Annotated in this window: 11 protein-coding genes; 6 read left to right on the forward strand and 5 right to left on the reverse strand. The window is 73.9% G+C overall.

The annotated features are described in order from the left end of the window. Positions 1–23: 23 nt before the first annotated feature. Positions 24–311 carry an SHOCT domain-containing protein gene (locus tag ACIRQY_RS16520; RefSeq protein ID WP_403926025.1) on the reverse strand — a complete coding sequence of 96 codons (288 nt, stop codon included), beginning with the start codon at positions 309–311 and terminating at the stop codon, positions 24–26. 242 nt (positions 312–553) lie between these two features. Beyond that, the gene (locus ACIRQY_RS16525) at positions 554–1324 is read right to left on the reverse strand and encodes an SAM-dependent methyltransferase (RefSeq protein ID WP_403926028.1); all 771 of its coding nucleotides are present in this window, start codon (positions 1322–1324) and stop codon (positions 554–556) included. Positions 1325–1422: 98 nt separating this feature from the next. On the opposite strand from ACIRQY_RS16525, the gene ACIRQY_RS16530 reads away from it, so the two are divergent. Next, positions 1423–1893, forward strand: coding sequence for an SRPBCC family protein (locus tag ACIRQY_RS16530; RefSeq protein ID WP_403926030.1), 471 nt, complete (start codon positions 1423–1425; stop codon positions 1891–1893). Between the two features lie 279 nt (positions 1894–2172). On the opposite strand, the gene ACIRQY_RS16535 is transcribed toward ACIRQY_RS16530, so the two are convergent. After that, a complete protein-coding gene (locus ACIRQY_RS16535; protein ID WP_403926032.1) occupies positions 2173–3399 on the reverse strand; it encodes an ROK family protein in 1227 nt (408 codons plus the stop codon). 996 nt (positions 3400–4395) lie between these two features. Here ACIRQY_RS16535 and ACIRQY_RS16540 point away from each other — a divergent pair. From ACIRQY_RS16540 to ACIRQY_RS16550, 3 genes are all read left to right on the forward strand, one after another. Then, the gene (locus ACIRQY_RS16540) at positions 4396–10629 is read left to right on the forward strand and encodes a DNRLRE domain-containing protein (RefSeq protein ID WP_403926034.1); all 6234 of its coding nucleotides are present in this window, start codon (positions 4396–4398) and stop codon (positions 10627–10629) included. A gap of 70 nt (positions 10630–10699) precedes the next feature. Next, the gene (locus ACIRQY_RS16545) at positions 10700–10894 is read left to right on the forward strand and encodes a hypothetical protein (protein ID WP_403926037.1); all 195 of its coding nucleotides are present in this window, start codon (positions 10700–10702) and stop codon (positions 10892–10894) included. A 213-nt stretch (positions 10895–11107) separates the two neighbouring features. Further along, a complete protein-coding gene (locus ACIRQY_RS16550; protein WP_351784022.1) occupies positions 11108–11881 on the forward strand; it encodes a maleylpyruvate isomerase family mycothiol-dependent enzyme in 774 nt (257 codons plus the stop codon). A gap of 377 nt (positions 11882–12258) precedes the next feature. Here ACIRQY_RS16550 and ACIRQY_RS16555 read toward each other — a convergent pair whose 3' ends face one another. After that, positions 12259–12984, reverse strand: coding sequence for a TetR family transcriptional regulator (locus ACIRQY_RS16555; protein WP_403926040.1), 726 nt, complete (start codon positions 12982–12984; stop codon positions 12259–12261). 108 nt (positions 12985–13092) lie between these two features. Between ACIRQY_RS16555 and ACIRQY_RS16560 the strand changes: the two genes are divergently transcribed. Together ACIRQY_RS16560 and ACIRQY_RS16565 are read left to right on the forward strand one after the other, a co-directional pair. Beyond that, a complete protein-coding gene (locus ACIRQY_RS16560; protein WP_351783946.1) occupies positions 13093–14283 on the forward strand; it encodes a cytochrome P450 in 1191 nt (396 codons plus the stop codon). Between the two features lie 5 nt (positions 14284–14288). Further along, complete coding sequence (locus ACIRQY_RS16565; RefSeq protein ID WP_403926044.1) at positions 14289–14504, forward strand: ferredoxin; 216 nt, start codon at positions 14289–14291, stop codon at positions 14502–14504. 74 nt (positions 14505–14578) lie between these two features. Here ACIRQY_RS16565 and ACIRQY_RS16570 read toward each other — a convergent pair whose 3' ends face one another. Continuing rightward, positions 14579–14917: a thioredoxin family protein gene (locus tag ACIRQY_RS16570; protein ID WP_403926047.1), complete on the reverse strand. Its 339-nt coding sequence runs from the start codon at positions 14915–14917 to the stop codon at positions 14579–14581. Between the last annotated feature and the right edge of the window lie 191 nt (positions 14918–15108).

Raw genomic sequence — 15108 nt, forward strand, 5'->3', positions numbered from 1 at the left:
GGCGGACGGCCACCGGGCCCGGGTCACCTCCGGCGTCCCTTGGCGTCGTCGGCACGGCGCCCGAACTGCTCCTCCAGGACGGTCAGACGGCGCCAGTACTCGTCCTCGTCGATCTCCCCGGCTGCGAACCGGTGGCCGAGCAGGGCGAGCGGCGAGTGTTCGTCGGGCCCGCCGCCGTGGAGGCGCGGGTCGCGCCCCCGGCGCCATCCGGCGCGGCGGGCGACGGTGACGACCCCGATGACCACGACGGCCCAGACGAGGGGGACGAACAGGACCCACGGTCCGGGGCCCCCTTGGGCGAGTGCGTTCATGACGGTTCAGCTCCTCGGTGCGCTGTGGCGGTGTCCGTGGTTCGAGCTTCGCTCCGGGAGGGGGGCCGGGGCGTCGTACGGGCAGCGGCTTCGCGCGTACGCCGGAGGGAGTACGGCCGGGGAACCGGTGAGGCCATGTCACGGGGCCGAGTCGCGGAACGGGCGGGCGGGCGGGCCCACCGGGCGCCCGGCCCCCGGGTCCTCGGACCGCCGTGACGTGCCCCGGGCAGGGCCGTCCGGAGTCAGGCCGCCGCGACGAGCGTCAGGTAGGCGATGCCGAGGACGCCCCGGTAGCCGTGGAGCCAGGCCGAGCGCTGGCGGTCCGTCCGCTCCCGGGTCTCGGCGGCGAGCGGATGGCCAGGACGGGCGGCGAGCCAGACCTCGGTGTCGTGGCGGTAGCCCGATTCGAACTCCTCCCACTCCTCCGTGCTCGCCGTCTCGGTCCACACGGGCCGGAACCCCGCCTCGACCGTCAGGTCCACCAGCGCGCCGAGGCCCAGGTGGTCGCCGATGTGCGCGCCGGGCCACATTCCGGCCAGTTCGGCGTCGGTCGGGGTGCGTTCCCAGAAGCCCTCGCCGAGGACGACCCGGCCGCCCGGACGGACGAGCGAGCGCAGCGCGCGGAGGGCGACGGCGGGGTCGTGCGGCTGTCCGGGCTCGCAGAGCGCCTGGCTCGCGCCGAGGCAGAGGACCACGTCGGCCGGGCCGAGGCCGGTGCCGCGCGCCGACTCCTCCACGAACGCGACACGGTCCGCGAGCCCCCGTGACTCCGCGAGCGCCCGGCCCCTGGCCAGGTCCTCGGCGTTGATGTCGATCCCGGTCCCCCGGGCGCCGGGCGCCGCTTCGAGGACCCGCAGGAGCAGTTCGCCCCAGCCGCAGCCGATGTCCAGCACGTCGGCGGGCCCGGCGGCGGCGAGGCGCCCGGCGATGCGGTCGGCACGGGACTCGGACAGCGGGCCGTGGAAGGTGAGGCCGCCGAGGCGTGGGGGAAGCCCGGAATCGTATGAGGTCATGGGGTGGCACGGTACGTCCCGGTGCCCCCGCCTCCCAGTGGATTTCGCTCCGCCCGCCGGGGGCGCGGTCCCGGCGGGCTCGCCCTAGCCTGGGAAGGGTGTACACCCTGCGCGTGTCCCGCCGTGTCGCCGCTCCGCCCTCCGTCGTCTACCGGGCGCTCCTCGACCCTGAGGCCGTCGCGCGCTGGCGGGTGCCGTACGGGATGACCTGCGAGGTCCACACGTTCGACGCGCGTGAGGGGGGCATCTTCCGGATCTCCCTGACGTACGAGGACGAGGGCGGCGGCACGGGCAAGTCCGGGGCGCGCACCGACACGTACCACGGGCGTTTCGCGGAGCTGCTCCCGGACGAACGGGTCGTCGAGGTCATCGAGTTCGAGACCGCCGATCCCCGGTTCCAGGGGGCGATGAGCATCACCACGACGCTGGTGCCGATGGACGGCGGGACCGAGGTGGTCCTGGTCCACGAGGGGATTCCCGACGCCGTGTCCCCCGGCGACGACGAGACGGGCACCCGGATGGCGCTCGACCGGCTGGCCGCGCTGGCCGAGGGGCGCCCCGAGGTCTGAGGAGCGGGGCGGCGGGAGGGGACGGGAGCCGGAATCAGGTCGTCTCGGAATCAGGTCGTCCCGGAATCCGGTCGCCTCGGAATCCGGTCGTCCCGGGAATCCCCCGGCCTTGGAAGCCCTCCCGGGCCGGGGGCCGCTCGGACAGTAGTCGTCCGGGCCGGGAGTCCGTCCGGACCAGGAGGCGGTTCGGGCCGCAGGGCCGCTCGGGCCGGGAGGGGGTTCGGGCCGGGAGACCGTTCGGACTGTGAAGTCGTCCCGGCCGGGAGGCTCGGACGTCGTTCAGGCCGGTTCGCGGCCCAGTGCGGCCAGGGGGTCGTCCAGGACCGGCTGCCAGGCGAGTTCGGCGGCGCCGACGAGGCTGTTGTGGTCCAGGGTGCAGGGGAGGATCGGCACCCCACCGCTGCGGCCCCAGAGGCTGCGGTCCGCGACGACCGCGCGGAGCCGCTCCGGATCGGCGTCCAGGAGTTCGCGGTGCAGCCCGCCGAGGATGATCCGGTCGGGGTTGAGGATGTTCACCAGTCCCGCGAGGCCCAGGCCCAGCCGGTCGATCAGCTCGCCGACGGCGACCCGTACGCCCGGGTCGTCGCGGCTGGTGCGCAGCAGGTCGCGGGACTCCCGGAGCAGGGAGACCTCGGGTCCAGGGGCGCGGCCCGCGGCCGTGAGGAAGGCGAGCGGGTCGGTCTCGACATCCAGACAGCCCCGGCTGCCGCAGTGGCAGGGGCGGCCCTCCGGGTTGACGGTGAGGTGGCCGACCTCCAGGGCCAGGCCCGCGCTGCCGGTGTGCAGGCGCCCGTCAAGGACGAGCGCGCCGCCGACGCCCCGGTGGCCGGTGGCCACGCAGAGCAGGTCCCGGGCGCCGCGTCCGGCGCCGTGGCGGTGCTCGGCGAGGGCGGCGAGGTTGACGTCGTTGCCGGTGAAGGCGGGCCCTTCGATGCCCGCGGCCCGTACCCGCTCGGCGAAGATCTGCCGGACCTGGGCCCCGGCGGGCCAGGCCAGGTGCAGCGGGTTGAGTGCGGTGCCCTCGGGTTCGGCCACGGCGGAGGGGGCGGCGAGTCCGGCGCCGACGCAGCGGCGGCCGCTCTCGTGGAGCAGGGCCGCACCGGCGTCGACGACGGCGCCGAGGACCTGGGCGGGGTCGGCCGAGACGGTGACGCAGCCCGGGGCGGTGGCGACGATGGTGCCGCCGAGGCCGACGAGGGCGGCGCGGAAGCCGTCGGCGTGGACCTGGGCGGCGAGGGCGACGGGGCCCTTCTCCTCCACGGCGAGGCGGTGCGAGGGCCGTCCCTGGGAGCCCGCGGCGGCGCCGGGGTTGGAGTCGACGCGGATGAGACCGAGGGCTTCCAGTTCGGCGGCGACCGCACCGGCGGTGGCGCGGGTGACGCCCAGTTCGGCGGTGAGGACGGCCCTGGTCGGCGCCCTGCCGGTGTGCACCAGCTCCAGCGCGGGGCCGAGCGCGTTCCGTCCCCTGTCCAGCCGTGTCCGGGTCGTCGTCGCCTTGCCGCTCATGGGGGTGAGTCTCCCATGATCGGGCGGTCTGTCGGTGCCGTGCCCCCGCGCGCTGCGGCCGGACGGCCGGAACGGTGCGGCCGGGGCCGCCTGACCGACCACCCCCCATGGTCACCTTGAGTGATGTTCGCTGGTCGTGCGGGTGATCACGGTGGGCGACACATGGGTGTCAGCCCGTATGGACGGTACGACCGTGAGCACTCAGAATCCTTCTTGATCACCATCGCGACACCCGCCGACGGGCGGCGGGCACGTCGGACGGATGGCCGCGCGGAAGCCGAGGGGGAGGTCCGCAATGTCGTTGCCGTGCCGGGTCCCCGCGCCGTCGTCCCACCGGATTCTCGTCGCGCCGCCGTCCCGCCCGGATGCCATCGCACCGTCGAAACGCGGGGCCGGGGCGTCGTCGAGCCGGGGAGCCGGGGCGTCGTCGAGCCGCCGGGGTTCCGTCGCGCCGCCTTCGTTCCGCCCGGACTCCGTGCCGCCGTCCGACCCGGACCGCACATCGCCGCCGTCCCGCCCGGACCCCGTACCCCCACCTCCCCGCCCGGACTCCGCGCCCCCGTCCTGTCACCGGGGCGCCGTGCCGGAGCCCCGTCCCCGCGTCGTCTCCGGGGCGCCCGCGCCGGGTGCGTGGACCGCCGTTCCCGTTCCGGCGCTGCCCGACGACACTCCGCGCGGACCGCTCGGCCACGGCGGGCCCGTCCGCCGCCCCCTCGGGACCGGTGTGACCGAGCCGTAGGACCGGAGCACCCCCGTCACGCCTCCGGCCGTACGCGCCGGGAGGCGGTCCCGGCATGCCTCCGTCCGGCGAGGGCTCCACGGCCCGCCCCATGGACCCCGCCGTTCCACCGCCGGTGGAACGGCGCCGGGACCGGAAGATCCCCACCGGTCCCCCACACCCCACCCACCACGTACTCAGGGAGAAGCGTGAGAAGCCAGATACCGGAACCCTCGTCAGGGTCCCGATACCGGCCGAGACTCGACCGGAGCAGAGGCATGCGCGGCACCGCCGCCGGCGTGGCCCTGCTGATGTCGGTCTCGATGGTCTACGGCGCCGAGGCCGCCGTCGCCGCGCCCGCCGCCCTCCCGGCGGCCGGGTCCCAGGGGCCCGCCCCAGTGACCTCCGCCCCCGACGTCCGGTCCGCCCGGGTGGCGGCACGGTTGTCAGGCAAGCCGGTCGAGGCCTTGTCGGAGCGTACGGAGACGTCGACGACCTGGGTGAACGAGGACGGTTCGCTGACGACGGAGCTGTCGGCGGGACCGGTCCGCTTCGAGGACCCTGCCACGGGCGACTGGCGTGACGTGGACGTCGAGCTGACGACCGCGCCGGACGGGTCGGTCGTCTCGAAGGCGCACCCGCAGGGGCTGCGGCTCGCCGGGAGGTCCGGGGCGAGGGCCTCGTCACTGCGCGCCTCTCAGGCGGCCCCCGCCACGGACCTGGTGACGCTGGGCAGCGGCGAGGACGCGATCACCCTCCAGTGGCGCGGGGGGCTGCCCGCGCCGAAGCTGGACGGCACCCGCGCCATCTACGAGGACGCGGTGCCGGGCGCGGACGTGGTGGTGGAGGCCACCCGGTCCGGGTTCGAGCAGTTCGTCGAGGTCAGGAAGCGTCCCGAGGCCGGGTTCTCGTACACCCTGCCGTTGCGGACGAAGGGCCTGAAGGCCGAGCGGCAGGCCGACGGCAGTGTGCTGTTCACCGACAGGAAGTCGAAGAGGACAGCCGTCATGCCCGCGCCCGTGATGTGGGACGCCACGGTCGACCCGGTCTCCGGCGAGCACACCCGGCAGGTCCCGGTCGGCATGAAGGTGGTCAGGGCCAAGGGCGGTGTCGACCTCGTCATGACCCCCGACCCGGCCTTCCTCGCCGACCCGGCGACGACGTACCCGGTCACCGTCGACCCCTCGACGTCCGCCCTGTCGAACGTCTTCGACACGTACGTCCAGCAGGGCACGACCACCGACTGGTCCACGGACGTGGAGCTGGATCTCGGCAACCCCGGGACGAAGAACGCCGACGGCACCCCGCGCACCGCGCGTTCCTTCGTCTCCTGGAACACCGCGCCCGTCTCCGACGCCCTGGTGCTGAACGCCAAGCTGTCGCTGTGGAACTTCCACTCGGCCAACTACACCGGCTCGGCGTGCCCGAACCAGCCGTGGGAGGTGTGGTCCACCGGGGCCGCGACGACCTCCTCGCGCTGGACCTCGCAGCCCGCGTGGACGGCGAAGAAGGCCACCTCCACCGAGACCCGGGGCAACGCCTCCTGCACCGCCCAGCCGGACGGCTGGATCAACGCCGACGTGACGGCGATGGTCCAGGAATGGGCGTCGGCCAAGGCCGCCCGGTCCCACCTGGGGCTGCGCGCCGCCGACGAGAACGCCACCGCGCAGTGGAAGCGGATCAACTCCGCCAACGCCGCCTCGAACGTGCCCAAGCTGACGGTCACCTACAACTACCGGCCGCGCACCGGCACCAAACAGGAGGCGGGTCCGCCGTACTTCTCGTACGGCGGGGCCTACGTGGTCAACACGGTCACCCCGACCCTGCGGGACACCTTCGTCGACGCCGACGGAGACAAGGTCAACGGCACCTTCCAGATCTTCGACAGCGCCACCGACACACAGGTCGGCAACGTCATCGTCTCTCCGTGGGTCAACTCCGGCCAGGTCGCCTCGGTGACCGTCCCCGCCGGGGTCCTCACCAACGGCAGGACCTACAAGTTCCGCTCGAACCCGTACGACGGGACCCACTACAACACGGGCTGGTCGGCGTGGAGGACCTTCACGGTCGACACCACCGCCCCCGTCGCGCCCACCGGCGTCACCTCGACGGACTACCCGGCGGGCGCGTGGGTCAAGGGCGCGGGGCAGCCGGGCACCTTCACCGTCACCCCCAGCGGCACCGACCACGACTGGGTCGAGTGGTCCCTCGACGGAGTGACCTGGACCAAGGTCCCCACCGGCGGCTCCACCGCAGCCAGGTCCTTCGCGGTCACCCCGCCGAAGGACGGCACCCACACCCTCCGGGTGCGGCAGGCCGACAGGGCCGACAACAAGTCAGAGGCGGTCGAACACACCTTCCACGCCGGTCCCGGCGGCTTCGTCCAGCCCGCCGACGGCGAGCGCACCGCACGACGGCTGCCGCTGGTGGCCGAGGCCGACGGCGGCACGTACGACAGGGTCTCCTTCTCCTGGCGCCGCTCCGAGGCCGACCCGTGGCAGCGGATCCCGGCCGGTCAGGTCACCTCCGGCGGCACCCCGCTGACCGCCTGGCCGGTGGCCATGACGGGAGGCGGGAACAGCCCGCTGGTGTGGAACGCCACGGACACCGTCGACCCCGACGGCACCGTCCAGATCAAGGCCGACTTCACCGGGCCCGCCGCCGCGGCGGGCAGCACCGGACCGCTCTCCGTCGTCGTCGACCGCGACGCCTCCGGCGCGGCCACGCAGGAGATCGGTCCGGGCTCGGTGAACCTGCTCACCGGTGACCACACGCTGTCCTCGGGCGACGCCTCCGCCTTTGGACTCTCCGTGTCCCGCACGGCTTCCTCCCGTACCCCGGACAAGGGCGTCAAGCAGGAGGGCCAGGCGGCGGTCTTCGGCAAGGAGTGGGTCTCCGGCACGGTCGCCGAGGCGACGCAGTCGGACTACTCCCACCTCCGGCGGATCTCGGACACGGCCGTCGCCGTCGTCGACTCCGAGGGCGAGGAGACGCACTTCACGGCGAACGCGGCCCGGACGGGCTGGATCCCCGAGACCGGTTCCGAGTTCCTCACCCTCACGGGCGCCGTGACCGGTTCCTTCACCCTGTCCGACACCGAGGGCACGGTCACCACGTTCACCAGGCCGGACACGACCGCCACCACCTGGCAGGTCTCCTCCACGCTCCTCGACGGCCTCGCCCACACCACCACGACCGTGGTCTCCGAGACGGTGACCGTGGACGGCAGGAAGCTGGCCCGCCCGAAGCGGATCATCGCCCCGACCTCCGCCGCCTCGGCCGCCGCGTGCACGGCGACGCCGTCCACCAAGGGCTGCCGGGCACTGGAGTTCGTCTACGGCACCGCCACCACCGGCACCGACTCCGCCTTCGGGGACTTCACCGGCCAGGTGAAGGAGATCCGGCTGTGGTCCACCGCGCCGGGCGCCGCCTCGGCCACCGCCAAGCCGGTGCAGACGTACGCCTACGACGCCTCCGGGCGTCTTCGCCAGGCGTGGAACCCGCAGATCAGCCCGGCGCTGAAGACCGAGTACGCCTATGACGCGGCGGGCCGGGTCACCGGTCTGACCCCGGCCGGGGAACTGCCCTGGACCTTCACCTACGGCAAGGCGGGCAACGCCGCCACCGCCGGTGACGGCATGCTCCTCAAGACGTCCCGCGCCGGACTGAAGCAGGGCACCGCCGACGTCCAGCAGGGCACCGCTGCCACGTCCGTCGTGTACGACGTGCCGCTGACCGGCGCCACCGCCCCGTACGGGATGGGCGCGGCGGACGTGCGGGCGTGGGGGCAGCTGGACGCCCCCACCGACGCGACGGCCGTGTTCCCCGCCGACGCGGTCCCCGCCTCGCACGCGGGCGGTTCCCTGACGGCCGGGGCCTACACCCGCGCCACCCTCACCTACATGGGTGTCGCCGGACGCGCGGTGAACAGTGCCGCTCCCGGCGGGCGCGTCTCCACCACCGAGTACGACCGCTTCGGCAACACGGTCCGTGAACTGACCGCGGGCAACCGTGAGATCGCCCTCGGTACCGGCGCCTCCGACCGGGCCGCCCAGGCGGAGCTCGGCATCGGCCGGCTCACCTCGGCCGAGCGGGCCGACCTGCTGGCCACCCGGTCCGTCTTCAACGGCACGGGCACCCGTGAGCTGGAGAGGACCGGCCCGCTGCGCCGGATCGAGCTCACCACCGGTCTGAAGTCGGGGGCCACCACCCTGGTGTCCTCGGGGACCTCGGTGACGGCCCGTTCGTGGACGGTCAACGAGTACGACGCCGGGCGTCCCACCGACGGCACCGCCAAGGTGAAGGACCAGGTCACCAAGGTGACCACGGGCGCGCAGGTGCGTGAGCACCCCACCGTCCTCGGCGAGGCCCGGGTGACGCAGACGGTGTACGACTGGGCCAAGGGCCTGGCCGCGAAGACGGTCAAGGACCCGGGCGGCCTCGCGATCACCGAGAGCACCGAGTACGACGACCAGGGCCGGGTCACCAAGCAGCTGCCGCCCGGGGCGACCGGCGCCGACGCCGCGACCCGGGTCACCACCTACTGGTCCGCGACCGGCACCGGCGTCTGCCAGGGCCGCCCGGAATGGGCCGACCTGGTCTGCTCCACCGGACCGGCCGGTGCGATCACCGGCGGCGGCACCCAGCCGTCGCACCTGCCCACGACCACCACCGAGTACAACTGGTGGGGCGGCCCGGCGAAGGTCACGGAGACCGCGAACGGCGTCACCCGCACCACGACCACCGGCTACGACGACGCGGGCCGTCCCACCGGGACCGCCGTCACCGGCGGCGTCGGCCAGGCGGTCCCGGCGACGACGACCGAGTACGACCCGGCCACGGGACGCGCGGTCAGGACGGTCTCGCCGACCGGCGGCACGATCACCAAGGCGTTCGACCGGCTGGGCCGCCAGACGTCCTACACGGACGCCGACGGCGGTGTCACCACCACCGAGTTCGACCTGCTCGACCGGCAGGTCAAGGTGGGGGACAACGCGCCCTCCACCGTCACGTACGCCTACGACACGGCCGTCGAGCCGCGCGGTCTGGCCACGGGGACCACGGACTCCGTCGCGGGCGTCTTCCGGACCACGTACGACGCCGACGGCTCCGTCGCCACGGAGAAGCTGCCCGGCGGCTACACCCTCACCGTCTCCGAGGACACCACGGGCGCCACGCTGAACCGCACGTACGCGCGGGACGCCGACGGCACGGTCGTCTACGCGGACACCGTGACCGAGTCCGTCCACGGGCAGGTCACCGCTCACGCGGGCTGGTCCGGCCAGGGCTACCGCTACGACGCGGCCGGACGTCTCGTCACGGTCGAGGACACCGTGGACACGGTCTGCACGCGCCGCTCCTACGCGTTCGACGCGCGCACCAACCGCACGTCCCTCACCACCAGCGCGGCGGGACCGGGTCTGGACTGCGCCCCCACGGGCGGAACCACCACCGGTCACACCTACGACAGCGCCGACCGTCTGGTCGACACCGGCTACGTCTACGACGCCTTCGGCCGCACCACCGCCCTGCCCGGCAGCCGGTTCGGCCACTACGCCAACGACCTGGTGCACCAGCAGACCGCGAACGGCAGCCGCCAGACCTGGCAGCTGGACGCCGCCCACCGGTTCCGCTCCTGGACGACGGAGAGCGGCAGCGGCGACACCTGGACGCGGACCGGCTCGAAGCTGAACCACTACGACGGCGAGGGCGACAACCCGCGCTGGATCGTGGAGGACACCGCGACCGGCGCGCTGACCCGCAACGTCGAGTCCGCGAGCGGCGACCTCGCCGCCACCACCGGCAGGACGGGTGACACCGTCCTGCAGTTCACCACCGTCCACGGTGACGTGGCGCTCCAGCTCCCGCTGGACGCGGGCAGGGCCCCCGTGGCGCTGGACAGCGACGAGTACGGCACCCCGCGCGCCGGTCAGGCGGCCACCCGCTACAACTGGCTCGGTGCCAAGCAGCGTTCCTCCGAGACCCTCACCGGCCTCACCCTGATGGGCGTCCGCCTCTACAACCCGGCCACCGGCCGCTTCCTCTCCCCCGACCCCGTGTACGGCGGCGGCGCCAACGCCTACGGCTACCCCGGGGACCCGGTCAACGAGTACGACCTCGACGGCAGGTGGTGGAGCTGGAAGAAGACCAAGAGCTGGGTCAAGCGGCACCGCGTGGGCATCGCGGCGACGGCGGCGGGAGTCGGCTGCGGCCTGTTCACCGCCGGTCTCGCCTCGGCGGGCTGCGCGATCGTGGCGGGGGCGGCGGCCGGAGCCGGAGCCAAGTGGTACGGGAACCGCAAGGCGTCCTTCGGTTCCATCGCCCGCGCGGGTGTGGCGGGTGCCACCGGCATCGGTCCCTTCGGCGGGGCCATGGGCAGCATCGGACGCTGGGGGGTGAAGAAGGCCGTCACCCGCTGGGCGGTCAAGCGTTACCCGTCGAGCGGCGGTCACCGCGCGGTCCACACCAGCCACCGCAAGAAGACCTCGTGGTGGTCGTCGTGGCGGCGCTGAGGAATGCCGTGGTGACCCCGGGGAACGCGGCGGCGGCCCCGGGAGACGATGAGGAGTCAAAAGGAGTCATATGAACGAATCGCGTAGGAACTCGACGGCGTTCTTCTTCCTGGGCGTGCTCGGTCTCCTGACCGGGATCGTCTTCTGGGCCACGTCGGGAAGGGCCTCGGCGACGGTCACCTTCGCCTGCTCGGCCGTGGTGTTCGCCACGGCGTGGTTCTTCGAACGGACCTCACGGCACGACGACGGGGACCGGAACGGATAGGACGGACAGGACGAACTGAACGGACCGAACGGACCGGGCCGAACCTCCTGACGCGGGAACCCGGTGCGTGGGCCCGGCACTTCATGTGCCGGGCCCACACACCGTTCCTATAGCACAACAATTGGCGCTTACACAGCAGATCCGCCGGACCTCCCCCTCTTCGACGCGGCGACTGCGACAATCCCGCCCATGGACGAGAACACCGGCGGAAACATGAAGATCTCGGAGCACATCGAGGCACTGGAGACGGCCGGCCGGGCCCTGGCGGACGCCGCCGCCGAGGCCGGGCCGGACGCGAACGTACCGACCTGTCCGGAGTGGCGGGTCCGTGACCTGCTCCGGCACGTGGCGATGGTGCACCGCTGGGCCACGGACCTCGTGGTCGAGCGGCGCACCGCGTACCACCCCGGCGCGGGTGAACCGGAACTGGACGGCGACGAACTGCTCACGTACTACCGGGAGGGGCACGCGGCCCTGGTGGCGGCCCTCCGGAGGGCGCCGGAGTCACTGGACTGCTGGACCTTCCTGCCCGCCCCCTCGCCGCTCGCCTTCTGGGCGCGGCGCCAGGCCCACGAGACGGCCGTGCACCGCGCGGACGCCGAGTCGGCCCTCCCGGGCGGGCCGGGTCCGGTGGCCCCGGACCTGGCCGCCGACGGCGTCGACGAACTGCTGCGGGCGTTCCACGGCGGGGACGGCGGCAGCAGGCTGCGGACGCCCGAGCCGAGAATCCTGCGGCTGCGGACGACCGACACGGGTGACGTCTGGACCGTGCACCTGTCGGCGGCCGAGCCGCCGCACACGGACCGGGGGCACCGGGTGACCGGTGCGGGAACGGTCCTTCCCGTGCCGGACACGGAGCTGAGCGGTCCGGCGGACCGGCTGTACCTGACCCTCTGGAACAGGCTGCCGGTCTCCGCCGTCACCCTGACCGGCGACGGGGAACTGGCCCGGCTCTGGCGGGAGGGGTCCGCCATCACCTGGTCCTGACGGGCCGGTGGAGGCGCGGGGCCGGTGGAGGCGCGGGGCCGTCGGCGTCCGGGCGCGGCTCAGGCCGCCCCGGACCCGCTCGGGTGCGTCGGGGGGCGCCGGAAACGGCCGGGTGGGTCCCCGCGCCGGGCCGTTCGGGCGACACCACGGGGTGCCGTGCCCGGCGCCGAGAGCCCGACGGGGTCCTCGGGCCGGGCGAGACGTGGGCCGGGCGAGACCGGGCGCATGGGCCGGGCGCACGGGCCGGTGGGAGTCCGGCCACGTCCCGGCGCCGTGCGCCGGGCCGTGTCTCAGGCGGGAGCCCCTCGGCCGTGCGTCGGCCGGGGTCCCGGGGGGCCGGGATGGTCCGGGTGGCTCGGGACGGCCCGCCCGCCCGTTCAGGCCCCGGGGGCGGCCCAGAGGCCGTCGAGGGTGCCGAGCACGAGACGGCAGACCGCCTCGGGGTCCGCGCTCGCCAGGGGTTCACGGGCCACGACCGTGCGCAGGATGCCGATCCCGAGCAGCCAGGCCATCGCCAGGTCGGCGCGGAGCGCGGCGTCCTCGGCGCCGGACAGCGACGCCAGGGCGCTCTGGTACTTCTCCCCCAGTTCGCGCAGCGCCCCGGCGGTCTCCTCGCCCCGGCCGAGGGAGCGGAGGTAGACCTCCAGGGAGCGGTCCTCGGTACCGTCCGGGTCGCGCGTCAGCATCGAGCGGAGGGCCGTCTCGAACAGTTCCTCGGGGGGCGTGTCCCGTACCTGTTCGAGGCCGCCCCTCGCGACGACCTCCGTCAGCAGCCCCTGCTTGGAGCCGAAGTAGCGGAACAGCAGCGCCTGGTTGACCCCGGCCCGCTCGGCTATGTCCCGTACCGTGGCGCCTTCGTAGCCGTGCTCGGCGAACAGGTCACGGGCCGCGTCGAGGAGCCTGCGGCGGGTGGCCGCCGCGTCCCTGCGCCGCTCGGCGCCCGCCGTCCCGGCCGGGGCGCGCGTCGGCCGTCCGCCCCCCGGGGCACCGCCGCCACCCGTATCGCCGGAAGCCCGGGCACTGGAAGTCAGGTCACCGGAAGCCGTCGGTCCGTCGTCGGCGCGGGCCTCCGCTACGGCGCGGATACGGGCGGATCGATCCATGACGGTCCTCTCAGACGGCCCGTCAGGATAACGGCCATAAACGGTCGTTGACCGCATCGATCTCCGGTCCTAGCGTTGTAAGCACGTGCTTACAACTGGGAGGCCCTCGTGACGACAGCCGACACCGCACCCCTCGCCTACCCCTTCAACACCGCCGACGGGCTGACGCTCGCCGAGGAGTACGAGCGGGTCCGCGAGCGGCCCGGCCTGTTACGCGTCCAGCTCCCCTTCGGTGAACCGGCCTGGCTCGCCACGCGGTACGCGGACGCCCGGCTCGTCCTCGGTGACCAGCGCTTCAGCCGGGCCATGGGGGTCGGCCGGGACGAGCCCCGTCAGTCGGAGGGCAGCAACGACAGCGGCATCCTGAGCATGGATCCGCCGGACCACACCCGGCTGCGGTCCCTGGTGGCCAAGGCGTTCACCGTCCGCCAGGTGGAGAGGCTCCGCCCCCGGGTGCGGGAGCTCGCGGCGGAACTCCTGGACGAGCTGGAGGCGGCGGGGCCCCCGGCCGACCTCGTGGACCTGTACGCGCTGCCGATCCCGGTCGCGGTGATCTGCCAGATGCTCGGCGTCCCCACCGAGGACCGCCCGCGCTTCCGGGTGTGGAGCGACGCGGCGCTCTCCACGAGTTCGCTGACGGCCGCCGAGTTCGACGCGAACCGCGAGGAGCTGCGCGCCTACATGGCCGGGCTGATCGCGGGGCACCGCGAGGACCCGCGGGACGACCTGATGACGGCCCTCATCGAGGCCCGCGACGGCCGGGACCGGCTGTCCGAGCTCGAACTGGTCGACCTCTGCGTCGGCATCCTGGTCGCCGGACACGAGACGACCGCGTCACAGATCCCCAACTTCACCCTCACCCTCCTCGACCATCCCGACCAGCTCGAACTGCTGCGGAGGAAGCCGGAGCTGATCGGCGCGGCCGTCGAGGAGCTGCTGCGGTTCGTCCCCCTGGGCAGCGGCGCGAGCCAGGCCCGGTACGCCACGGAGGACATCGAGGTCGGCGGCACGCTCGTACGGGCCGGGGAGCCCGTCCTCGTCGCGACGGGAGCCGCGAACCGTGACGCGCTGCGCTTCAGCGGCCCCGGGGTGCTGGACATCGCGCGCGAGGGCAACCAGCACCTCGGTTTCGGCCACGGCGTGCACCACTGCCTCGGCGCGCCGCTGGCCCGGCTCGAACTCCAGGAGGCCCTGGTCGCGCTGATCACCCGTTTCCCCCGGCTCCGGCTGGCGGGGGACATCACCTGGAAGTCCGAGATGCTGGTGCGCGGCCCGCGCGTCATGCCGATCGGCTGGTGACGGCGGTGCCCTGGAACGTACGCGTCGATCCCGGCCTCTGCATGGCGTCCGGCATGTGTGCCGCGATCGCGCCCGAGGTGTTCGCCCTGGACGGGGAGCACGCGCGGCCCCTCGCCGGGTCCTTCGCCCCTGACGACCGGGTCCTGGAGGCCGCCGACGTCTGCCCGGCCCAGGCCATCACGGTCCACGACGGCACCTCGGTGATCGCCCCGCGCCCCTGAGACGTGCCATGGACGGCCGCCTCACGGCGACCGGCGGACGGGCGGACGCGCCGGGGCGCGTCCGCCGGAGTCGCTCAGAGGTGGCCGTCCAGCAACTCCCGTACCTCGGCGGTGGTCATGGGTCCCGTCCCCTGGGCCACCGCCTCCCCGTCCTTCAACAGGACGCAGGACGGGGCGCCGGTGATCCCGTACCGCTCGGTCGCGGCCGGGCAGCGCGTGATGTCGGTGCGGACGGCCGTCAGACGGCCCGTGTACTCGTCGGCGATGCCGCCCATGACGAGGTCCGCCACCCGGCACGGCTCGATCGCCTTCGGCCACGTCCCGATGAAGTACGCGAGGACCGGGACTCCACTCGCCCTGAGGATGAAATCGAACTCCGCGTCCTCACGCGGCTGGTGAACCCGCTTCGCCATGGAAGCTCCTGACCTCGTGTTCCGTCGTTCCGCCCCCATCATCCCCCGCGCGGCACCGGCCGCCCCTACGGGGACCTCAACCCACCGGACACGGGTGTCCCGGGGTCCGGCGGAGGCGACGGCACCCGCCGCCCGAGACCACCCGGCCCGGCGGCACCACCCTGTGACCCGGATCACCTCCCGGGCAAAAC

Source organism: Streptomyces sp. NPDC101490, assembly GCF_044767145.1.
GTDB lineage: Bacteria > Actinomycetota > Actinomycetes > Streptomycetales > Streptomycetaceae > Streptomyces.